Here is a 21,514-nt window from a genome sequence, read left to right as displayed (position 1 = left end):
ATGGAACAGATAGAATCGCAGCACATTCAGTCATTCTGTCGCATTATTCACAGCGCTCAGGCGAGGCTCCGGCGCATCAACGTCACTGGGTTTCCGCCTTCGCGGGAACGACAAAAATCATATAATTCATGCAATTACCGTCATTCTCGCGCAGGCGGGAATCCATAGGACGCCGGCTCTAAGCGCGTTCACAACATCATGGAACCGATCAAACCGCAGCACAGTTCAGTCATTCTATAGCATTGTTCACAGCGCTCAGGCGAGGCTCCGGCGCATCAACGTCACTGGGTTCCCGCCTTCGCGGGAACGACAAAACTCATATAATTCATGCAATTACCGTCATTCCCGCGCAGGCGGGAATCCATAAATCGCCGGGCTCTAAGCGCGTTCAAAACACCATGGAACAGATAGAATCGCAGCACATTCAGTCATTCTGTCGCATTATTCACAGCGCTCAGGCGAGGATCCGGCGCATCAACGTCACTGGGTTCCCGCCTGCGCGGGAACGACAAAACTTATATAATTCATGCGATTACCGTCATTCCCGCGCAGGCGGGAATCCATAGGACGCCGGGCTCTAAGCGCGTTCACAACATCATGGAACCGATCAAATCGCAGCACATTCAGTCTTTCTGTCGAATCCACTCATTCGCTTTGCTGCTGTGCCGCAATTTTATCGCAGATATAATCCGCGATGGGCATAGCGGAAGTTGCAGCAGGTGACGGAGCATTACAGACATGTAAGCTGCGCGGGCTGCTTGCGAACAGAAAATCATGTACTAACGTTCCGTCTTTCAGGACGGCTTGCGCCCGGACACCTGCCGGATAAGGTTCAAGATCTGCCAGCGTCAGGCTCGGACAATATTTCTGGACCCGCTTCAGATACCCGGCCTTCCACCACGCATCCCGCAGTTCCATCAGGCCGGTTTTCAGATGTTTCGCGGTGACCTGCCAAAAACCGGGGAAAGCCAGCATCCCCAGACTGTCTTTCCAGCTGAAATTGAACCGGCCATAGCCTTCTCGCTTCCATCCCTGAACGGCATTGGGACCAACCGTCACGGAGCCGTCAATCATGCGGGTCAGATGCACCCCCAGAAAGGGTAAGTCAGGATCCGGAATCGGATAAATCAGGTGGTTCACAATCCGGTTGTGCCGGGCTGGCAGCCGGTAATACTCCCCGCGGTAAGGAATAATCTGAAAGTCTGTTTTCAGGTTAAGCATCTGCGTCAGCCTGTCGGCCATCAAGCCGCCACAGCACACCAGAAACTTCCCGCTGACGGAAAAGGAACGGGGTTCGGTGGGCTCCTGTTGTTGGCATTGCACCCGAATTTCCTGTTCGGTTTCTGTCAGGCCAGTCACGAGGGTATGCAGAGCAATCTGTCCCCCCTGTTGCAGGAACGATTGCGCCATCGCTTCGGTGACTAAACAATAATCCACAATACTGGTTGCAGGGACAAAAATAGCACCCAGACCTGTGATATTGGGTTCGCGTTCGCGGAGTTGTGCCTGATCCAGTTGTTCGGCTTCAATACCATTTGCTGCGCACCGTTCGAATAAGGCGGCCATCCGGCTGAGCTCCACCGCGTTAGTCGCCACCAGAAGCTTGCCACAGTTCTCAACCGGAATCTGGTGCTGCTGACAAAAGGCCAGCGTGCGCTCCACGCCAGCTTTGCAGAATTGCGCTTTCAGGCTGCCGGGCTGGTAATAAACGCCTGCGTGGATCACGCCACTGTTGTGCCCGGTCTGATGGCGGGCAAGTGCCGGCTCTTTCTCAATCAGCAGGATGCTTTGATCCGGATAACGTCGCTGAAGTTCACATGCTGTGGCTACACCGACGATTCCCCCGCCGATCACCAGAAAATCGTACTGTTCTGTCATGGAAATGCCTTTTGATGTTTCTGATCGGTGCGGTGTTTCCGGCCCGAGAGGATAAACAGCAACAGAAAGATGAGGGTAGCAAGCACACGCCACCACCAGTCCAGATCCGGCCAGAGCAGCACCACAGAGACGATGGCCAGCACGATTCGGTACAGTGGATTCAGATACCCCTCCAGATAGCCTTCAATGGTGGCCACCAGTGCGTAAGTGCCAATGATCGCAAAACCGCCGATGAGCAACACCTCCCCCCAGTCATGGCTGATCAAAGCGGTATAAGCGAGGAGCAGCGGCACCAGATACAGGCCCTTGGCGATTTTCCATGCCATGAGGCCGGTGCGCATCGGTGGTGTTCCGGCAATGGTTGCGGCCGCAAAGGCCGTCAGACACACCGGCGGAGTGACATTGCTGTCCTGCGACAGCCAGAAAATGATCAAGTGGGCGGATAGAAGCGCCAGTGTGATGGCGCTGGCGCCAAGGCTTTGTTCCAGCAGGGTGGCTTTGAAATCGGCGGGCACCAGTGCCAGCAGAGACAAGGCTTGATCAGGCGACATCGGCTGATTCAGAGCCGCAAGCTGATCCGGTGCTGCCAGCATGAAAATCGCTTTGGCCTGTTCTGGTAACTGGCCCTGAACCAGTAAATCGACGAGCTGACTTTCTGCAATCAGCTGATAGAGCGCCGGGGCAGATAAAGTGCCCAGAACAATGTAAGCGGCGGTCACGGGCAGGCCCATCCCGAGGATCAGAGAAGCCAGTGCAATCAGCAGCAACATCACCATCAGATTGCCGCCTGACCAGTCGTTGATCATCAGTGAGAAGGTGTTGCCAATCCCCGTGGTGCTGATGACATTAATCACCAGGCCAATGCCCACCAGCAATACCGCCGTGGTCGCCATATTTCTGCCGCCCAGCGAGAGGGCTTCGATGATGGCTTTGGGGCCCATTTTATTGAGAGAAATCCAGGAAGCGACAATCACCGACAGGATTGAAATGCCTGCGGCATAGGTTGGCGTGAATCCTTTCACCAGCAAAACGACCAGTACGGCAATGGGGATCAGGTTGTGCCAGCCACTGAGCAACACTTTGAGAAAAGGCTGGCTGTCGCTTTCAACTTTATGGACGCCACTGCGTTTGGCTTCAATGCGGACAAAAAAAGCGACCGACAGAAAATAGATCAAAGCGGGGACCACGGACACAGCCACGATGTCGACATAAGGCACTTGCGTGTATGAGGCCATGATAAATGCCCCGGCGCCCATCACCGGGGGCATCAACTGTCCGCCCGTGGAGGCCGCTGCTTCAACACCGGCAGCAAACCGGGCCGGAAATCCGGCTTTGCGCATCATGGGAATGGTAATGACCCCAGTGGACACTGTATTGGCAACACTGGAGCCAGACACAGATCCCATTAAGCCCGATCCCAGAACGGCAATAAAACCGGGGCCGCCGATGATCTTCCCGGCGGCAGCTTTGGAAAGATCAATAATGAAATCGCCCACACCAGAACGGACCAGAAAAGCACCAAACAGGATGAACATGAAGACATAGCTCCAACTAATCCGGGCGATTGGGCCGAACATGCCGTCGGCACTGTAAAAGCTGCGGTAGAGCAGGGTTTCCATGCTGAGGCCGGGAAACTGGAACATACCGGGGATCCATTTCCCCCAAAGCACCACGTAGGTCAGACAGATCACAATCAGGACCGGAATAAACAGACCGATGGTCCGGCGAATCAGCTCCAGTGCAATCGCAATGGCGAGCAGAGAAAAGAACCAGTCGCTGGCGACAAATTTGACGCCCCGTGCGTAGAGCGCATCTTCTGCTAAAGGAATGTAGATCAGGCAGGCCAGCGCTGCGAACGCAATCAGCAGGTCACCTGCTAAAGCGATCTTACTGTGCTTCAGGCTGCCATGGGCGGGATACAGCAAAGCACAAATCACGGCGAAACCAGCAAAGTGAGTGGCTGAAATCCAGAGTTCCGGTAGCGTTGATAGGGTGTTAAACCAAATGTGGATCACAGACAGAGCCACGGCAAAAAAAGTAACGAAGTGAATCAGCCAGGGAAATTCGGTGCGTGTGGTCAGTTCGAATTGCTGGAGGGCTTCCGGTTTGGCCTGTTCAGGTGGCTGCTCAGGCGAAGGATTGGCATGTTGAGTCATCCTGTACTCTCAAAAAAGATTGGGTATTTGGCAAACAAACGAACCAGCCCGTTCAGGGCTGGCCGACAACAGTTACTTGGCAATTAACTGTTGGGGAATTTCAATGCCAATTTCTCGGTAGTATTTGGCTGCGCCGGGATGGAGTGGGATCGGCAGGCCAGCAATGGCTTTTTCAATGGCCATCGCTTTGGTTGCCGCATGGATGCTGTTCAGGAAAGACAGGTTTTCGTAGACGGTTTTGGTCAGCAGATAAACATCCTGCTCTGAAATATCATCACGGACCGCCAGAAAGTTCGGTTGTGCAATGGTGCGAATCTCTTTTTTCTGGCCCGGATAGGTTTCTGCCGGAATAGTATAGGGGGTCCACAAGTCGTAATTCTGATTGGCTTTTTTCACCTGCTCGTCGGTAAACGACAATACGATAATTTTATCTCCCAGCGCGGCATAAGCACGGGTCACCGCACTCACAGGGACACCGGCTGGCGTGTTCATCCCATCCACGGTTCCGTTTTGCATGGCATCCGCACTGGCACCATACCCCAGATAAGCCAGATTGAAGTTGTCCGGGTCGACCCCCAGCCCTTTCATGATCTGACGTCCCGAGCCTTCCGTGCCGGAGTTTTTGCTGCCAATGGAGAATTTCTTACCCTTGAGATTTGCCAGATCGTCGACCGTGCCGGTTTTCACCAGATCCGCGCGGACCACAAAATGTTCCACGTTCTGCCACAACATGGTCACAGAGCGCAGCTTTTCCTGACGACCGCTGCTGGCAAACTGGCCTTCTCCGTTCCATGCCCAGGCACCGTATAAGCCCTGCAGTATGGCAAATTGGGCTTCATTTTCATTCATCAGTTTTACGTTTTCACTCGACCCCGCAGAACTGATGGCCGACAGTGAAAAGTTGTGCGCGGGTTCAAGTTTGACCTTACTGAGGGTCGCCAACGCGACACCCACCGGATAGTAAGTGCCGCCAGTCGAAGCGGTGGCAAGAATATAATTTCGATTGTCTGCCGCTTGCGCGCCTGTCGTGAGGCAGACACTGAGCGCCGCGGAAGCAAGAAGCGATGTGATCGTGCGTTTAAACATCCTGTAAAACTCCTGAAATCAGTATACAGGCACAAGAAACTGCCGTGCCGAATGAACGGGTTAAGATCTTGAATTCCATGATTAATCATAGCCAATCCTAATTAATTCGCTGATTTTCGTGTTTATTGATTCTTTGCTTTGTGAAGCGGATCTGCCTGCAGATGATTCTTGAACCAGGCAAGGTGCATAAAGTGATCACCGACAAAGCCATTCCCGAACGTTATCTGGACGGCTTGAAAAAAGCAGGGATTGAGGTTGTGTTGGTGGATGTTGACCACCTGCTTCCCCTGTACGGGGTTCAGGCATCCTACTGATGATGTTGCAACATATTGCATTTGAGAGGCTCAATTTGTGAACATGCGCAAGGCCGAAAGTCTTGCGAATCTCGGACCGGGATGATTTAATCCCACCATCATTTCTTTTGGAGCGAACGCCAACATGAATCACTAACCCCTGACATCCTTAAACTTTTTTCTTTTGGATCCGCAGGGTTAGTGGGCGTTCACCGTCTTCGTCTGTTCAGTCTTCCGACTGTCGTCAAGCCGTGGTTTGTATAGCCGCATTGCTTGTTTTTCCTGGCCGTGATCAGGATTTTCGTTCAGACATCTGCATTTTTGACGGTTACGACTTTCCCTGCACTTGCACCGGAGGTCGCTATGACATTACTGCAAGCACACGCAATTTCAATTTTTCTCCCGCAGGGAGACACACTATTTTCTGGGCTTCATCTGGCGCTGCATCGCGAAGTCACGGCTGTGGTTGGCCGTAACGGCAGCGGTAAATCTGTACTGGCTGCTGTATTGAGCGGGCAGCGGCAACCCGATGAAGGAACCGTCGTGGCAGCGGGTCGGGTGGGTTTTCTGCCCCAGATGGCGGATTTTCAGGAACGTCAGTCGCTCGGTACCGTGGCGGATGCATTGGGCGTCGCCGCCTGTTTGAATGCAATGGCTCGCATTGAAGCGGGGAGTTGTGATCCGGCCGATTTTGAAGCGGTGAACGATCAATGGGAACTGCCGGAACAATTGTCGCATCAACTGGCGATGCTGGGGTTACCGGACGATCTCTGGCAGCGCTGTCTGTCACTCAGTGGCGGTGAACTGAGTCGTTTACGGCTTTGGCGCTGTTTTCAGCAGGAAGCGGATCTACTGATCCTGGATGAACCCTCGAATCATCTGGATGCTGAAGGCAGGCAGTGGCTCATGCATCAGATCACTCAATTTCGCGGCGGGATTTTTCTGATCAGTCATGATCAGCAATTGCTGTCGCTGGCTAACTGTATTTATGAGATGAGTCATCAGGGACTGGTGTGCTACGGGGGGGATTTTTCGGATTACCGCAGTCAGAAACAGCGGGAGGCAGAGGCGTTAGCCCATGATGTTGCCAGAGCAAAGCAGCAGGTTGCCAGCTTGGCACGTCAGCACCAACGCAATGAAGAAAAAGCTCAGAAAAGGGCGGCTGCCGGCCAGCGAGACAGACATCATGGCAGCCAGTCGAAGTTGTTGCTGGATTATCAGAAAAACAGTGCAGAAAGTGCAGGGTCTGCGCGAAAACAGCAGCAGTCTCAGCAAATGGCGCGGGCGAAGACAGAGTTTCAGACGTTACAGGCAAAGATGGATCCGGCAAAACCGTTGCGTTTTACAACCGAAGATGTTCAAAAGCGACAGGCCAGATTGCTGACACTCACAGAGCTTCGCTTGCAATATGGACGATTTGATCCAATCAGCCGGTGTGTCTGGTTTGGTGACAAAATTCACCTGCAGGGAAACAATGGGATCGGAAAATCGACGTTGCTGAAAACTCTGCTGGGTGCACTGCCTGCCCAATCCGGTGAAATCCTGCGGCACAGCCCGCTTTGCTATCTGGATCAGCACTTTTCTTTGTTTGAACCGAACGAGACGGTGCTGGACAATTTGCATCGGCTTTGCCCGTCATACACCGTTGCTGAACTGCGAACTCGGGCTGCCTGTATTGGTTTTCGTGGTGAGCGCGCGACTCAGCAGATGGGATCACTGAGTGGCGGGGAGCGCATGCGGTTGGCTATGCTGGTGGTCAGTCATCAGGACCAGGAGGGGACACTGTTATTGGATGAGCCTGATAACCATCTGGATTTGGAGGGAAAACTCATGATGGCACAGGCGCTGAGACTGTATCGTGGCAGTTTCATTCTGGTGAGTCATGATCCTGGATTTGTCTCAGATTGTGGTGTGAATCAACATTGGAGTTTCAATGTTTGATCAGAGAAAAGTGATTTCAGGCACAGGACTGTTTACGAGATTTGAAAGGCAATTTGAATCGCACTATGCTCTCGGAGGCATTTCAATAAGGAGCATCCCATGTCACAGCCATCACAACCGAGACAGCCGATCAGCGGCCATTGTTTGTGCGGAAAGGTCGGAATGAAATCGAGCAGCGGCACTTTGCATGCTGAAGTCTGCCACTGTGGGATGTGCCGTAAATGGAGTGGTGGCCCTTATCTGGCTGTTGCGGCAGGCACGGAAGTGACCTTTAGCGGCGAAGAATGGATCACCCGCTATTCATCGTCTGACTGGGGCGAACGTGGCTTTTGTAAAAACTGCGGGACACACTTGTTCTACCATCTGAAACCGACCGGGCAATACATTGTTCCGGCTGGACTTTTGGATCAGGAACAGCAACTGGAATTGACTCAGCAGATTTTTATCGATAAGAAGCCGACTTACTACGCATTCAGTAATGAGACTCAAAATCTGACCGAAGAAGAAGTCTTTGCTCAGTATGCACCTTAAGTTGACATGAACACTTGAGCAGCAGCATCAGCTAACCCCGGGCTATGAGAACAACCCGGGGTTGTTTTATCTGGCCGATGTACTTTCCTGCGCTGCTTCTGGTGTTTGTCCGGATTGGGTGTCGGAATCACTCCGTGAAGCAGATTTGTTTTTGCGACCCAGTGCCATGGATGCAACCACAATCATGACGCCACCCATCAGGGTGAGTGCCTCAGGAATCTCCTGCCAGAACAACACGCCCCACAAGATGTTGAACACGATCCCGATGTAGCGGGTTACGGCAACCACAGCTGCATTTTCATGGGTGAATGCTTTCGTCAGAAAGATTTGTCCGAGCAAAGAGACCGCGCCAATTGCGAACAGATACAGCCAGGCAATGCCTTGCGGCATCACGAAGCTATCTTGCATCAGGTAGGCAGAGATCAGGGTTGCGATGAACAGGAAATAAAAGACGATCTCATAGGTATGATGATGTTTGCTCAGTTTCTTAATGGTGATCGACGCGCAGGCAGCAAAAGCAGCACTGGCGATCCCGGCAATCGCATACAGATTAAACGACTCATATTTCAGCGGGTTAATAATCATCGCAGCACCAAGCAGCACAACGGCGAGCCATAATGCCGCACCTCGCGGAAGTGATTCTTTGAGCACAAAGTGCGACAACAGAATGACAAAAAACGGCGACAGGTAAGCGAGAATAATGGCATCTGCAATGGGAATATTGGCGATGGTGTACACAAAAGCCAGCAGGTATAAAGCACCAAATACCCCACGCAGCACCAGCAAGGGAATGCCTGCGGTTGAAAAACGCACACGGGCCTGACGCATGAGCATCAGAATCAGCACGGTTCCGATCAGACTGCGGAAAAAAACGATCTCAGCCGTGGGGATGGTCTCGCTGGCTGCTTTGATCAGGGCGTTCATGACACTGAAAATGAACGCAGAAAAAATGGCCAGCAATACGCCATTATGCATCATGGGTAAGCTCCGGAGCGGTAAAGAATTGAGAGGAAAACAGGATGTCAATTTCCTGAGCGGCGGCTTGTATGTACTGCGCTGAACGGATGGAAACGGCATCGTTGTTGCTGAGCCAGTGTTCAAACAGGCCGATCAGTTCCCGGATTGCGGGGACGTCAATATTGGCGCGTCTGGCAATTTCATGCAGCCGGTACAGCGCCTGAATATCTTCGCCGGGAATGCGGGGCAGATGCCATTGCCCCTGCTTCAACTGAGCTTTTGGATAGGGCACCGCTGAAAAATTAAAATAGCGGCCGTGTTGATCCGGGACGGAAAAGGGGTCAATGAGAATCGCGCAGTAACGCACGTAAATCAGATATTCCTGTTCTGTTAGGCTGAGTGTGCAGAATTGTTCGATTTTTTGCCGGGCAATGGTTTCAGGACGAACCGGATAATTGTCGTCATTCAAAAATTGCAGCAAGTTGATCGGTTTTCCGCCGAAATAGCTGACAATGGCTGAGATATCTCGCCATAAAGCGACATAACGACGGATGATTTCCGGAGTAATGGGGCCTTCCGGGAACAGTTTATACAGAAACACCGGGGTTTTGGGGGGCTGCAGAATGACATTGAGTGAGAAGTTATTGATAAATAATGCCGGATGAACATAGGTTGTGATGTTTCTGGCTTCGACACTGAAACCGTCTGACAAAGGTTCGGCAGACACGCCGATGTTTTCCAGCCGCGTTTGCCAGATGGCTAAAGCCGGATCGTTATGAAGGGAAGATGACAGATAAATTTTCCGCTTTCTGGCTTTGGTCAGAACCTGGGTTGGAATGAGATGACCAGTTTCACTGTGCTGGCATTTTGTGGCTGCGAAGTAGGTCGAGCAGCCTAAAACATGCAATGACAGGCCTTTCGACTGACGCCAGTTGCAGAGGATTTGCTGTGAACCGAAAGCCGGAGAGAGCAGAATGATACGCTTTAGCTGTGTCAGTACGGTTTCGGGCAACAGTTCTAAAGCAGCCAGATAGGCATTGGACGGTACGACCAGAATCAGCGTGTGCCAAATGGGGCAAACGGATGCGGGATCGGGCTCAATCCGGTCAAGTCTGGCCTGTCCGGCCAGTGCGGACAGTGCCGGTTTGGCAACGTCGCACTGGATCTGGCCGCGTTCAGCATAGTCGCGCTGCCATCGTTGCCAGTTTTCAGAAGCACGATTGGTGATCCCCAGCAAGATGTGATTGGATTGTTTCAGCCAAACGGCCAGTTGCATGGCAGCCGGACCTGCACCGAAGAGCAAGATATTTTCAGTCTCAGTTGTCATGGGCTTTCTCCATCAGGACCACATCGTAAAGCGAGGAGCCACTATGGACTGGCTGACTTCGCCAACCCAGCGACAGGGATGCATTAAACGGGTAATTGAACGCAGACTTGAGTCCGTTGCCATAGCGGACCAGAACTTTCTGTGAGTCGGTCAGAGACGGGCGCAGGGTCGACAGCACTTCCCACTTATGCTCAACCAGAGAAGCAATCACAATGTGTGTGGGTTGAAACTGTGCCAGGCAAAGCGTCAGCTCCGTATGTTCAAAAGAAATCCGAAGCTGTGCGGTGTCGAGTTGTCTGGCTTGCCGGACAGCATCCGGATCGATATCCAGCCCTTTGACTGTTGCTTGTGTCAGTGTCGCGATGGTGATGGCCGAAAGTGGATAGGCACCGGAACCGATAAAGAGCACCCGGCTGTCTCTGTGGATCTGTGCAGCTTCAATCTCACAGCTGGCACTGTGGTTGAGTCCATCCAGATAATGGGTGAAACTGAGCGCGTGATTGATAGCACAGCGGGACTGATGTTTTTCCAGTAAACACAATGATTTCATCGCGGTTTCCCGAAGGGTTTTGATCTGACGGTCGATTTCTGCACATTGTGCAAACGAGTGCCAGATCCGTAAGTTGTCCGGATCGGCAATCAGATTGCAGAGCTCATCCAGCTTTTGTTGCAGCAGGCTGTAACATTCACAGTCGGCCAGACTGTAATCTACCAGAGCGTCCAACTGTGCTTCGTATGCGATCAGCGATGTCAGGAGTTTGTATTTATCGTTCAGTTGCGTAATTGGTGCGTCGATGATCATGATTGAACGGTTCCCTCCGCCAAATGAACGGGCGTGATATGTAAATGACCTTGCTGGCAATAGCCCACATCAATGCCGACCTGATAAACATCAGACAGCACCTCCGGCAGGCACACGTCTTCCGGCACCCCGCTGCATCGCACTTTTCCCTGATGCAGTAACACCAGCTGATCGCTGTAGCGGGCAGCCAGTGACAAATCGTGTAATACGGCAATGGTCACTGCGTTCTGGGTGCGGGTGTAGTCTTTCGCCAGCTCCAGCACCTGAATCTGGTGACGTAAATCCAGTGCGCTGGTGGGCTCATCAAGCAAGAGCACTTCAGGTTTGGAAATGAGTGTTTGTGCCAGCGACACCAGTTGTTGCTGGCCGCCACTTAACGTATGAAATCGCCGGGTTGCCAGTGCAGACAGCCCGAGCTCGGTCAGAATGGTTTCCGCCTGATATTCCTGCTCGGATGTAATACGCAGACCGAGCTCATGAACCAGTCCCAGCAAAACAACTTCGATGACCGTGAGCTGGCTGGCGGAGGATGCCAGCTGGCACAGATAAGAAAACCGGTGTTTTTTGACATCTGCCTGGCCTTGAATCGCCTGGATCTGACCGGCATAGGGGTATTGTCCCATCATGGCTTTGAGCAATGTGGTTTTCCCAGTGCCATTGGGCCCGAGCAAGGTGGTCAGTTCTCCGCAGTGAAAGGTCGCGTTGATTCCCGATAAGATTTCGCGGCCCCCCAATGTTAAATCGAGTTGCTGAACGGAAATGCCTTTCATGACCGGCCTCCTTCACGGATCAGAAAATAGAGGAGAAATGGCACACCTACCAGTGAAGTCACAATGCCGATAGGAATGATGGTGCCTGGAACAATCAGTTTTGACACCAGTGACGCTGCGGTCAGAATCAATGCGCCCATTAACGCTGACAGTGGCAGAAAGAATCGCTGATCTTCACCAACCAGCATCCGGGCTAGATGCGGGGCAACCAGACCCACAAAACCTATGGTGCCGACAAAAGAGACGGCACCTGCGGTGAGCAGCGAACACAACAGAAAGATTTCCAATCGCAGTCGACTGGTTTTGATCCCCAGCGCCTGAGCTTTGTCGTCGCCAACCGATAAAGCCGTCAGTTTCCACACACGTGGAATCACAGCCAGAAAGACGCAGATAAAAATCAAACCAGACACCCAAAAGGACGTCCAGTTTGCTTTGAGCAGGCTGCCAAACAGCCAGAAGACGATTTGTTGCAGCACTTCGGGAGCAGCCAGATACTGTACCAGCGATTGCAAGGCCTGAAAGAAAAACAACACCACGATTCCGGCAAGAATCAGTGAGCGGGCATTCATGTGTTGCAGGCGGCCAATCTGCCAGATGCCCAGGCTCGCAAGGCCTGCAGTGACAAAGGCGGCGACCGGAATGCCGAGCCAGTGTATGCCCGCGACTGAGAATCCGGTCAGCAGGGCAAATCCAGCCCCAAACCCTGCCGCAGCAGAAACGCCCAGGGTGTAAGGACTGGCGAGAGGGTTGGCCAGCAAGGTCTGCATTAATCCGCCTGCCAGTCCCAGGGAAGCACCAACCACGAAGCAGGTGAGCGTCACAGGTAATCGAAGTTGCCAGACAATGGTGGTATTGAGCGCGTTACCCCCCGGACCGGCCAGCAAGGTTTGCAGCAACTCGCCGAAAGGCAGGGGGGAGCTGCCTGTTGAAACATCCACAAAGCCTGTGAGAAAAAGCCCGATCAGCCCGAGCCAGAGAAGACGCTTTCGTCGTCCACTGAGCTGGCTGTATATCCCGATGGGCGGACTGGCTGGGCGGGAAGCGATCAGAGAACGCTCAGTCATAGATTACCCCTCGACCTGCATCATGAACGTACCATTAAGTGCCACGGGCATGTATTGCTGAAAGAATCGGTGCAGGTTTTGCTCGGGCTCAAGGTCGCTGAATGCTTCGGGATAGATGGATTTCGCCAGAAATTGCAGGAAAATGTAGTCATACAGGGTTCGTGTCCCGGAATGGTACATGCCGTAGACTGCATTATTTTTGACGGCATCCAAATGCGACCAACCCTGGCGTTTCAGATAGGGGGTGTAACGTGCCATGGATTCAGTTTTTGACGTCCCGTGTCCCATAAGCGCGCTGTGTGTATGTTTACTCCAGTGTGCGCCTGTAATAAAAATAACTTCAGGATTTCGGCTGAGCACATATTCCGGACTGAGGTGTGCAGAGCCCTGAAACTGACCGGACGCAATATTATTGGCCCCGGCAACGGCCAGTAGGTTTCCCCACATGGTGTTTGAATAACTTTTGCCGAACTCTGCCGAACCACCTGTGCCAATTTCAACGTAAACGCGACGTTTGGGATGGGTTTTCAGATATTGCGTGACTCGAGTTTCCACGTCTTTCACGCTTTGCTCGTACTCATTCGCAATCGCGTGAGCGCGGGCTTCTGTCCCCATCACCTGACCGATCACCCGAATGCTGAGCAGGTGCTTTTCCAGAGTCTGAGCATTGAAGTCAACCACGACGACTTGGATGCCAGCCTGTTCCAGCAGCGGGATTTTGTCTGCCAGTGATTTGTATTGCCAGGCTGCCAGCAAGGCGACATCCGGTTTCGCGAGTAGTAATTTTTCGAACTGGAAAGTACCGGTATAGATCGAACCGGAATCTGCGATGGTCAGAATTTCAGGCAGGGCCTTGGTATAAACCGTCCACTGAGACTGGCGATAATCTTCCCAGGATTTGCGTGGAAAGATGGCGACTTTCTGGTAGGCATCCGGGCCCGCAATGGCCAGATAATCCTCAAAATAAAACCCTAGAAAGATACGCTGAGCCGGTTGTGTCAGTGTGATCTGGCGGTTGAGCACATCCGATATACGGATAGTTGCATGGGCACTTTGGATGGCACCAAAACACCCCAGGATGAAAAACAGCACGATATGGAAACGCATGAAACCTCCATGTTTATAATGTTATAACATAACAATTTGTGTTCTACACTAATGCAGTCAGAGGCATATTTCAAGTGAATTTAACGCGTTGAAATAACAATACTGTCAGAGAATTTTATGTCTGGGGAAAGATGTTCGAGGTGAATCTGATTTTGCTGAAAGTGAATGAAATGGCCTTAGGGAAGTTGTGATCTTTTTGGACGTATGCTGTTGCTTCTTTCGTACAACAATTCAATGGATGTTTAGGCTTGTCTTTTTTGTTTCAGATCTGAGTTACCCCGAAGTGCGGTATGGATTTTTTTAATCTCGCGGGTTCCCCGCAGCCGCGGGGATGGCGGATTTATCATGTCAATTCAATCTCTTATCACCTATCTTGTGCCAACTAAACGATGGCACCCTGCAGGGGAGCAGTCAATCAGCCTAAGGCCAGAACGACAACAACTTTCCCCATGACTTTGAGATCGTCTTCGCTGACTTCAACCGTTGAACTGCCAAAGAGCACGGAAAGTGCGTGGGGGAGGCGTTGAATGTGATGGATCGAGCGATGGCCATTTAAATCAATCAGATACTCGCCACTCACAGCGTCGCACTGGTTTTGATCGATCAGGCAGCGAGCGTCTTGCGTTTCGACTTCAATGATGGCGCTTTCATCCAAACGCCAGTTCTGAAAAATGCGCCTGGCGTAAGGGATCGAGCCCGTGCTCATCAATTGACCATTGATCAGAGTGTAACTTTCGAGGATGACGATATCGGTGCTGGAGCGTTCAGCGACATGTGGTTTGCTGTTGTACTCATTGGCCGTTTCTGCAATGGCGTCTGAACTGGCTTGCGGATCCTCGGTGGCAAAGGAGTGATGCAGTTCATCTGCGGAGAAATCGCTGGGTAAAATGAGCTTGTAAACAGGAATGCCTGTTCGTAAATGAGTGCGAACCACTAACTCATGCGAGGTCCGGTTATGCGTATTCCACGTGCTGAAGGTTGTTTTAGGGACGTCAAATACATCGGCCATTTCACCGAATGAAGCACAATGAGTGCGTTCGCGGAGATTAGTGGTGAAATCATGGCCTTTCAAGTAGTCAAAAGTTGCAATTTTTTTACGCATTCAGAGTCCATTGAGTGTGATCAAACTCGAGTTTAATCGTCATGAGCGACTTAATGTCGTTAAAAGTCATTGACTGGATTCAATTGAGGACTAACATCGAGTGTATTCAATAAGTCGCGTATCTCGCGGGAAAAGTTACGCAAAACCAATGGGTAAGGATACCACTCATGGCAAGCATTCAAATAGCAATTGATTTGCGCTGCGCCACAAAAGCTGTTTTGTTGTGGCAAATCAATCGGTATTCACACGGCAGGCAACGAGTGGTCTCAGTCGAAACACACGCTCAGGAGGTGTCCTCATGCGTCAGATGAAACTTCATGAACTGATTATTCACGCTGCCGAATTTACAGAAATCCTTTCGGGCAGAAAAACACATCAATTATGCCTCGACGATCATCAGTATCAGGTGGGTGATGTCCTCATGTTGTTTGAAATCGACGAACAAGGTGAGATGACTGGTCAGGAAATGAATTCGCAGATCACGCATGTGCTGCAAGGCGGCTCGTTTGGTCTTGCAGAAGGGTGGTGCGTCCTCTCGCTGTCGAATACGACACCGTTACAAGGCATTCGGATGATTGGCTATTTACGCGATCGATTACAGGAACATTGTGATTATATTGAAACTCAGGTTCCGCAGCTTCAACGGAAAGGACATACCACAACGGATGCAGAAAGGGCTGTTCAGGCTGGGCGCTGTTGGGTGGATGAGGCAACCCATTTTCTGAAGAAGTTTCCGATGGCGGAGATGTCATGATTTTTGTATGTCATCATTTCCAGAACAACAGTATTCATGTTATTTCGAACAGTCACAGGCAACGTTTCAAAAAGTTGAAACGTTGGATCTGAAATCAGGTTTGAGTAAAAAACATCCAGTTGAGCGGTTTTTACCCTAAAACAAAGCTAAGTCACTAAAAAGTAACTGTTTGCTGACTACACTGAAAACATTATCAGTGAAGGAAAGGGAAAGGGTATGACAATTCAATCATTAAAAGCAGATACCCTGTATCGCGCCAGTGTTTTAACAGGGTTGGATACCGAGTATTCATCAACCAAGGGGTTGGAGCCTCTGGACGAAATCGTCGGCCAGGAGCGTGCCCAGCTGGCGGTTGAGTTTGCGATGTCGATGAAGGAGAAGGGGTATCATATTCACCCTGCCTGAGAAAGCCCGGAATCCCTTGCTATCACAGGGATAACAAGGGGTTAGAAAAATCACCGGATCTGACAAATACCGATAAAAACCGAGAATTTCTGAGTTCTGTCGCCATTTTGTCGCCACTAAATGGCGACGCGATTGAGCGGATTCAGCCGGACGACAGAGGATAAATGATCGGGCGAGAAGTGGGCGTAAATCATCGTATGTTTGATGTTTTTATGGCCCAGCGCATGCTGCAAATCCAGAATGTTCCCCCCACCGCGCATAAACTCAGTAGCAAAGGTATGTCGTAACACGTGTGTCGCCTGACCATAAGGTAATTCGGGCAGGGCGCGGTTCAACCATTTATAGGCCGTTTGATAACCGCAGGTAAACAGCCGACCGCTGTGTGTGGGTTTGATTTCCTGATAAAGCGCTTCAGAAATAGGGATAGTTCGGTTTCGCTTCCCTTTGGTGTTCACAAAGGTGATCTTGCAGTCGAATACGTGCGAACCTTTCAGCAACACAGATTCGTTGATTCGGGCACCGGTTGCCAGGCAAATCTTGAATATCTTCCTCAGTTCTTCGTAACAGTCGCTCTGTTTGATGGTTTCAAACAGGTGAAGTATTTGTGCTTCCGTCAGGAAGGTGAGTTCGGGTTCAGAGCGACGAACTGAATTCAGCCCATTAAACGGATTGGGAAATTCCCACTCGTCTAACTTGGTCAGTTGATTGAACATGCCCCGAAGGTTGGCGATGTCGTTCACAATGGTATTGTTTGCCAGCGCTTTGTCGGTACGGCCCTGGCCTCGGTTCGGACGGTCAGAAAAGTAATGCGCCAGCTCTTTGGTGGTAATGTGACTGGCAATCGGGTTATTCAGGTCGTTACACACCGCCAGCATACGTGTTTGTGCCCTGTGGCCAGAACTGAGTTTCTTGCCATGCAGTTGAAACCACAGCTCAATTAAGTCAGCCAGGCGACGGTGATCCGGCTTTTCACCCAGCCAGGGCTTATCGTCCACTTCCCGCATGATGTAGCGTTCATAGGCAACGGCTTCGCCTTTGGTACTGAAGCGTTTACGCACCCGCTTACCGTTACGGCCGTTTGGGTAGCACTCACAAATCCACGGATTCTTGGAGCCATCTTTGAGGTTTCGGGTAGACATGGAAAATCACTTTATACTGTATATAAGTACAGTATAAATTGAGGCGAGCGGCGAAACAATGTTTGATATAGACGAAGAAATACAATGTGTAACTTAGCGAACGTTTTTAGTTGACCACATTTGCAATCTTCTGTTAGTGTTTTTTCTTAGATTATCGGAATCTTTTAATGTGAAGAATCTGTGCGTCGACCAGATGAAAAGCTGGAAATTTAGTAGAAATGTTGCCATGTATGCCATGGCTCTCTAGATTTGACGTGGGGTTTTTATGAGCAAATATTTTCCGATTCCATTCCTAGTGCTAATAATATTAGCGGCCATGTGCTTTTTTCTTGTAGTTACAAATAATCCATTGGCTTCAGAGTTTATGGTGACCTTACAGTCATTAACTGGTCATCTTTTGGGGGCAAATATAATAAAAAACCTTTTATCTTCTTAAGCATAGGGCTCATTTTTTATCCCTATTTCAACAAATGGATTTCTATTCGAAATGGCCTACCAAGTCAATTAGATTAAAATAATCTTCACGACTAGCTTCAGGTAGAGCACGGTTGATTGATAAGTCAGATGAAAGGGCTTTCACTACATCTATTATCTTTGAGCTTCCGAAAGAATCGCTCAAATTTACGCCCCAGTAATTGCTATAACTTTCTACTGATGGTCTGTTTATACATTGTGCTATGCAATATATGACTTCATCAAATGATACAGATGAACTTGAGGTTAATTTGAATTTATTGATATTACTGGAGTTTGTCACATGCCGTATATTTTCTTCATAATTAGATGATCTATTCCGCAAATATGGACAGGTGTTACTTTTCTTAAATTTTTTGAAATGGTGCAAATGGTTCCTTTTTAAAATTGATAATAGCAGTAAAGGTAAAATTTCAAATCTCATATTTATCGATTTTGCCACATCTAAATCACTGAAAATTTTTTTTATTTCTCTTATTGAATTAATATCGTGCCAAGCAAAAATTTTTTCAAACAATTCACCAATATCTGGAATTTCATCAGGAACGTGTTCAAAGTTCAAGTATGAATTTAACACTGATTGAGAATATTCTCTAAGTGTTGGTGTGGGTATAGTAACTGTCCTATCAAAAAATCGACTCAAATATGAATGCGAATCAAAGCCCTCTCCATAAACTGCCTTGATAGAATGCTGTAGTTGCTCAGTATCAGTAGAAAGAACAAAAACAAAATCTTTGGTATCAAAGAAGTGTTTCACACACTCAATGACTTCGATGGCATAGTTTGGGCGACATCGGTCTAACTCATCGATAAGAACATAGATAGGTGCTTTCTTCGTATTGAAAACATCTAAGTATTTTTTGCTGAGTTCGACGAGAGTATTTTGAAACTCTTTGATGCCTTCAACTTTATTCCGTTGTTCAAGCATCGCTTTCATTGTTTCTTTGATGGCATCGCCTAGTTCTTTTTCGGCGAAGTCTAAACCGAAATGTTCTGATACTTCACCCAGTAGCGATTCATTTTGAGGGACACCCGTTTTGTGCTTCAAGTAACCGACAAGTAGGCTCGGAATTGCGGTTTTGACGAAGTGACTTCCTTTCTCAAGGAGCTTTTGAGTTAGTTCTTTATTCGCAGTAAGCGGGGACATCAGCTGATCATGAAACGTGTCCAGCAGCGCCAGCATAGCATCATGCGTGAAGTCAGACTTCCAGGCATCAAAGTAGACCACGGGGTGATCTTCTTTGAGCATGTTGTACCAGCATTTGAGGAATGTGGTTTTGCCTGCTCCCCACTCAGCGTTTAGGTTGAGCACGTAGCCATCATCAGCTTTGGTATTCAGAAACTGCGTGAGGTGCTGTGCAAAGCTCTCTCGCTGAATGATTGGGTATTTTGAGAATAGTTCTTCTGGGTCGACTACGGATGATTTCACAATGATTCCTTAGAGAGTTGTTATTTTTTGATAAGTTCTTACTATACTTTCGAAAAATATTCTGACACCAATTCATTTTTCTTTAAAATGGAGTCTAGAACCTGAAATAAAAAGTACTCGCCATTAAATTTAATGTGGAATGGTATTCTAGCATTGTCAATTTTAAATAATTTGACTTTTTTATTCCCTTTCTTATTGGGGGAGGTTAATTTATCAATGTATTCGTCAAAGGAGTATGCTATATATTCATGATCCAAATGATTAATAAATATCTCTTCATTTAATTCGAAATATTCTAAATGAACTACTTGCGTTACAACTTTGTCATCCGCAGAATGAAAATCTTCTAAAATTTCTTCGAACGTTAAACTTTTCTTTTCTTTGTTATGGTGAACCCAAAGATTGTCTCCAAAATTATCAACTGAATAAAATTTGGAAATCTTTGGTAAATCTGACACTTCAAAGTTCAATGGGGAGCCAAACTCTATCTCTTCCAATGCAGGAATTGAATCAGTCACTGATATTATATTAAATGAGATATCAGAGATTAATTCACTATCTATGAGAACTTTAATTGAAGTAAGAACTTTCTTTGGTATTTTAATCTCAAAGTACATCCCAATTCTTTTGTCAAACAACGTTCGTGACTCTTTATTGTTATGTATTTCAATGTTGTTGTTTAGGCTTAATAAATTATACTTTGAGAATTGACTGTCGGTGTGGTTTAAGTCAATGCCAATTTTTTGATACTCGTTATAAACATATGATTTATTCTTGTTGCTTAATATGTTGGATAAATGTGTTGTTGATTCATCTTTGGTCATGTAATTATCATATAACAACCGCCCTATTTCTAAATATATGTAATTGGAAATTATGTATTCTCTATCTTCTTTTTTATGTATTGATAAGTAATATTCGCTATAGCGATTTAATTTTTCAGGGTCAAGCTCAAGCTTTTCATAATAATAATTCAAAACATCATTGAAAGTACGTATTTCTTGTTTTTCAATTGAATTAAACTCGTATTTGTAATTATCACATCCATGGTTTGATATTTCTAAGTTTTGAATTTTTTCTAGTAGTTTCTTTTTTTGTGAGTCACGTTCTGCATTTAAAATATTCAATATACTCAATTGAAATTTATTACAATTAAAAGAGGATGCAATCTTAGGAATTAGTTCGTCTGTGACTAACGGATTTCTTTTAAGAAAAGCACAAGTGATTTTATCAAATGAAAAAATGCACTCTTCATCTATATTTGTTTCTTTAAATTGTTTAAATATGTCATCCATGGTTAATTTTTTATTTAAATTCAAAACAAACCCTTACTCAAACCCAAAAATTTCTCGATGGCGCTTAAGGTAACTTGCGTTACTTCCCTTTAGTTCGATTTGAACATTTGAATCAATGCCAAATTGCTTCAGTAAATTGCTATCTAATGATGGGTGTATTAACAATTTACCTTCGTCAGAGAATGTGATTAGTCCTTTATCAAACAACTTATCCACATTGGGGCTGAACGGAAATCCGTTGAACTTATCAACTTTTTCATAAGCATTAGAAAGATACCAAGGGAGTATGTGTGAAGCATTCAGTAGTTCTGGTACTTGTATTTTGGTTACTGGGCAAGTGTTGTTCCAAAAGGCGAGTACATCTTTCCTGAATTGTTGCTGTCCTTTTCTGACTTTGCTTAATATTTGTTTCACAGAACCTTTTCGTTTGGGAGATAATGAAAGGTTTGAATCAATAGCGTTTTGAACAACGTAAGCATCTTCACCCAGTTCGTTGAGAATGTAATTCGCCGCAGAATCACCAAGAAGAGTTAAAAAGTTTTGTCTGAGGCCAGTATTGGTTAGTAGTTTTGGAGAGCAGCGGTCATTATGGTATTTGTAAAGAGTTGGTTTTAGAGCTTGTATTTCGAATGGTGCAGCAAGTTCAACAAGAACAACATTAATGCGGTAACCGTCGTTTTCCCAGCTATCAAAGATGGGATCATCAGGCCTTTGGTACTTGAATGCATTACTACTTGCAACAGCAACAAACACAATTTTTTGATCATGGCAGCAAAAAATTGTATCCCCATTTTTTATAGTCGGTACCTGCGCCCAGCCTTCGTTAACGAATTGTTTACCTTTTTTGCTTATACCGTATTCTGGAGCCCATAAAAAACTCTCTTTGCGTACAAAATCTTTACTGCGACCGATGTTTACCCAATAGAAGCTCATAACCTTCCAACCTTTGTTACCTAACTAAAAATAAAAGTCAGTTTTCTAATATAATTCGGAAGTATTCAAGA

At 48.1% G+C, this 21,514-nt stretch carries 19 protein-coding genes; 5 read left to right on the top strand and 14 right to left on the bottom strand.

The genetic code is table 11. The features are described 5' to 3' along the window. Positions 1–645: 645 nt before the first annotated feature. From lhgO to Q4579_RS08160, 3 genes are all read right to left on the bottom strand, one after another. A complete protein-coding gene (lhgO, locus tag Q4579_RS08170; protein ID WP_303563140.1) occupies positions 646–1,878 on the bottom strand; it encodes an L-2-hydroxyglutarate oxidase in 1,233 nt (410 codons plus the stop codon). Further along, on the bottom strand, positions 1,875–4,034 hold the full coding sequence (locus Q4579_RS08165; RefSeq protein ID WP_303563138.1) for a TRAP transporter permease: 2,160 nt from the start codon (positions 4,032–4,034) through the stop codon (positions 1,875–1,877). The genes lhgO and Q4579_RS08165 overlap by 4 nt, the downstream gene beginning before the upstream one ends. 72 nt (positions 4,035–4,106) lie before the next feature. After that, entirely contained in the window at positions 4,107–5,120 is a 1,014-nt protein-coding gene (locus Q4579_RS08160) for a TAXI family TRAP transporter solute-binding subunit (protein ID WP_303563136.1), read from the bottom strand. 161 nt (positions 5,121–5,281) lie between these two features. On the opposite strand from Q4579_RS08160, the gene Q4579_RS08155 reads away from it, so the two are divergent. The 3 genes from Q4579_RS08155 (at position 5,282) to Q4579_RS08145 (ending at position 7,885) form a co-directional block, all read left to right on the top strand. Next, positions 5,282–5,434: a hypothetical protein gene (locus tag Q4579_RS08155; RefSeq protein ID WP_303563134.1), complete on the top strand. Its 153-nt coding sequence runs from the start codon at positions 5,282–5,284 to the stop codon at positions 5,432–5,434. A 342-nt stretch (positions 5,435–5,776) separates the two neighbouring features. Then, the gene (locus Q4579_RS08150) at positions 5,777–7,354 is read left to right on the top strand and encodes an ATP-binding cassette domain-containing protein (protein ID WP_303563131.1); all 1,578 of its coding nucleotides are present in this window, start codon (positions 5,777–5,779) and stop codon (positions 7,352–7,354) included. Between the two features lie 162 nt (positions 7,355–7,516). Continuing rightward, the gene (locus Q4579_RS08145) at positions 7,517–7,885 is read left to right on the top strand and encodes a GFA family protein (RefSeq protein WP_303563130.1); all 369 of its coding nucleotides are present in this window, start codon (positions 7,517–7,519) and stop codon (positions 7,883–7,885) included. Positions 7,886–7,951: 66 nt separating this feature from the next. On the opposite strand, the gene Q4579_RS08140 is transcribed toward Q4579_RS08145, so the two are convergent. The 7 genes from Q4579_RS08140 to Q4579_RS08110 all read right to left on the bottom strand — a co-directional run bounded on the left by Q4579_RS08140 (position 7,952) and on the right by Q4579_RS08110 (position 15,014). Next, positions 7,952–8,860 (bottom strand): DMT family transporter, encoded by a 909-nt coding sequence (locus Q4579_RS08140; protein WP_368501971.1) that lies wholly within the window; start codon positions 8,858–8,860, stop codon positions 7,952–7,954. After that, positions 8,853–10,169 (bottom strand): opine metallophore biosynthesis dehydrogenase, encoded by a 1,317-nt coding sequence (locus Q4579_RS08135; RefSeq protein ID WP_303563127.1) that lies wholly within the window; start codon positions 10,167–10,169, stop codon positions 8,853–8,855. The genes Q4579_RS08140 and Q4579_RS08135 overlap by 8 nt, the downstream gene beginning before the upstream one ends. After that, complete coding sequence (locus tag Q4579_RS08130; protein ID WP_303563125.1) at positions 10,159–10,971, bottom strand: nicotianamine synthase family protein; 813 nt, start codon at positions 10,969–10,971, stop codon at positions 10,159–10,161. Before Q4579_RS08130 ends, Q4579_RS08135 begins: the two co-directional genes overlap by 11 nt. Then, positions 10,968–11,741: an ABC transporter ATP-binding protein gene (locus Q4579_RS08125; protein ID WP_303563123.1), complete on the bottom strand. Its 774-nt coding sequence runs from the start codon at positions 11,739–11,741 to the stop codon at positions 10,968–10,970. The genes Q4579_RS08130 and Q4579_RS08125 overlap by 4 nt, the downstream gene beginning before the upstream one ends. Beyond that, the gene (locus Q4579_RS08120) at positions 11,738–12,805 is read right to left on the bottom strand and encodes an iron ABC transporter permease (protein WP_303563121.1); all 1,068 of its coding nucleotides are present in this window, start codon (positions 12,803–12,805) and stop codon (positions 11,738–11,740) included. Before Q4579_RS08120 ends, Q4579_RS08125 begins: the two co-directional genes overlap by 4 nt. A 3-nt stretch (positions 12,806–12,808) precedes the next feature. Further along, complete coding sequence (locus Q4579_RS08115; RefSeq protein ID WP_303563120.1) at positions 12,809–13,912, bottom strand: ABC transporter substrate-binding protein; 1,104 nt, start codon at positions 13,910–13,912, stop codon at positions 12,809–12,811. Positions 13,913–14,327: 415 nt separating this feature from the next. After that, complete coding sequence (locus Q4579_RS08110) at positions 14,328–15,014, bottom strand: helix-turn-helix domain-containing protein (RefSeq protein WP_303563118.1); 687 nt, start codon at positions 15,012–15,014, stop codon at positions 14,328–14,330. A gap of 298 nt (positions 15,015–15,312) precedes the next feature. Here Q4579_RS08110 and Q4579_RS08105 point away from each other — a divergent pair, with 298 nt between their 5' ends. Continuing rightward, positions 15,313–15,768: a DUF3850 domain-containing protein gene (locus tag Q4579_RS08105; RefSeq protein WP_303563117.1), complete on the top strand. Its 456-nt coding sequence runs from the start codon at positions 15,313–15,315 to the stop codon at positions 15,766–15,768. A 216-nt stretch (positions 15,769–15,984) separates the two neighbouring features. Beyond that, positions 15,985–16,173: an AAA family ATPase gene (locus Q4579_RS08100; protein ID WP_303563116.1), complete on the top strand. Its 189-nt coding sequence runs from the start codon at positions 15,985–15,987 to the stop codon at positions 16,171–16,173. 116 nt (positions 16,174–16,289) lie between these two features. On the opposite strand, the gene Q4579_RS08095 is transcribed toward Q4579_RS08100, so the two are convergent. The 4 genes from Q4579_RS08095 to Q4579_RS08080 form a co-directional block, all read right to left on the bottom strand. Next, complete coding sequence (locus tag Q4579_RS08095) at positions 16,290–17,312, bottom strand: tyrosine-type recombinase/integrase (protein WP_303563115.1); 1,023 nt, start codon at positions 17,310–17,312, stop codon at positions 16,290–16,292. Positions 17,313–17,790: 478 nt separating this feature from the next. Further along, positions 17,791–19,215 (bottom strand): P-loop NTPase fold protein, encoded by a 1,425-nt coding sequence (locus tag Q4579_RS08090; RefSeq protein ID WP_303563113.1) that lies wholly within the window; start codon positions 19,213–19,215, stop codon positions 17,791–17,793. A 41-nt stretch (positions 19,216–19,256) separates the two neighbouring features. Next, positions 19,257–20,534 (bottom strand): hypothetical protein, encoded by a 1,278-nt coding sequence (locus tag Q4579_RS08085; RefSeq protein WP_303563111.1) that lies wholly within the window; start codon positions 20,532–20,534, stop codon positions 19,257–19,259. 9 nt (positions 20,535–20,543) lie between these two features. Continuing rightward, positions 20,544–21,443, bottom strand: coding sequence for an HNH endonuclease (locus Q4579_RS08080; RefSeq protein WP_303563109.1), 900 nt, complete (start codon positions 21,441–21,443; stop codon positions 20,544–20,546). Between the last annotated feature and the right edge of the window lie 71 nt (positions 21,444–21,514).

Origin of the sequence: Photobacterium sp. 1_MG-2023, from assembly GCF_030547945.1 — a bacterium.
Lineage (GTDB): Bacteria > Pseudomonadota > Gammaproteobacteria > Enterobacterales > Vibrionaceae > Photobacterium.
The sequence above is the reverse complement of the archived record's forward strand: the minus strand, read 5'-3'. Positions and strand labels throughout refer to the sequence as shown.

Coding starts and splice junctions, on each gene's coding strand:
- Q4579_RS08155 (WP_303563134.1), top strand. CDS start 5,282: ATGATTCTTGAACCAGGCAAGGTGCATAAAGTGATCACCGACAAAGCC.
- Q4579_RS08130 (WP_303563125.1), bottom strand. CDS start 10,971: ATGATCATCGACGCACCAATTACGCAACTGAACGATAAATACAAACTC.
- Q4579_RS08095 (WP_303563115.1), bottom strand. CDS start 17,312: ATGTCTACCCGAAACCTCAAAGATGGCTCCAAGAATCCGTGGATTTGT.
- Q4579_RS08100 (WP_303563116.1), top strand. CDS start 15,985: ATGACAATTCAATCATTAAAAGCAGATACCCTGTATCGCGCCAGTGTT.
- Q4579_RS08080 (WP_303563109.1), bottom strand. CDS start 21,443: ATGAGCTTCTATTGGGTAAACATCGGTCGCAGTAAAGATTTTGTACGC.
- Q4579_RS08115 (WP_303563120.1), bottom strand. CDS start 13,912: ATGCGTTTCCATATCGTGCTGTTTTTCATCCTGGGGTGTTTTGGTGCC.
- Q4579_RS08120 (WP_303563121.1), bottom strand. CDS start 12,805: ATGACTGAGCGTTCTCTGATCGCTTCCCGCCCAGCCAGTCCGCCCATC.
- Q4579_RS08105 (WP_303563117.1), top strand. CDS start 15,313: ATGCGTCAGATGAAACTTCATGAACTGATTATTCACGCTGCCGAATTT.
- lhgO (WP_303563140.1), bottom strand. CDS start 1,878: ATGACAGAACAGTACGATTTTCTGGTGATCGGCGGGGGAATCGTCGGT.
- Q4579_RS08135 (WP_303563127.1), bottom strand. CDS start 10,169: ATGACAACTGAGACTGAAAATATCTTGCTCTTCGGTGCAGGTCCGGCT.
- Q4579_RS08165 (WP_303563138.1), bottom strand. CDS start 4,034: ATGACTCAACATGCCAATCCTTCGCCTGAGCAGCCACCTGAACAGGCC.
- Q4579_RS08140 (WP_368501971.1), bottom strand. CDS start 8,860: ATGCATAATGGCGTATTGCTGGCCATTTTTTCTGCGTTCATTTTCAGT.
- Q4579_RS08145 (WP_303563130.1), top strand. CDS start 7,517: ATGAAATCGAGCAGCGGCACTTTGCATGCTGAAGTCTGCCACTGTGGG.
- Q4579_RS08125 (WP_303563123.1), bottom strand. CDS start 11,741: ATGAAAGGCATTTCCGTTCAGCAACTCGATTTAACATTGGGGGGCCGC.
- Q4579_RS08160 (WP_303563136.1), bottom strand. CDS start 5,120: ATGTTTAAACGCACGATCACATCGCTTCTTGCTTCCGCGGCGCTCAGT.
- Q4579_RS08150 (WP_303563131.1), top strand. CDS start 5,777: ATGACATTACTGCAAGCACACGCAATTTCAATTTTTCTCCCGCAGGGA.
- Q4579_RS08110 (WP_303563118.1), bottom strand. CDS start 15,014: ATGCGTAAAAAAATTGCAACTTTTGACTACTTGAAAGGCCATGATTTC.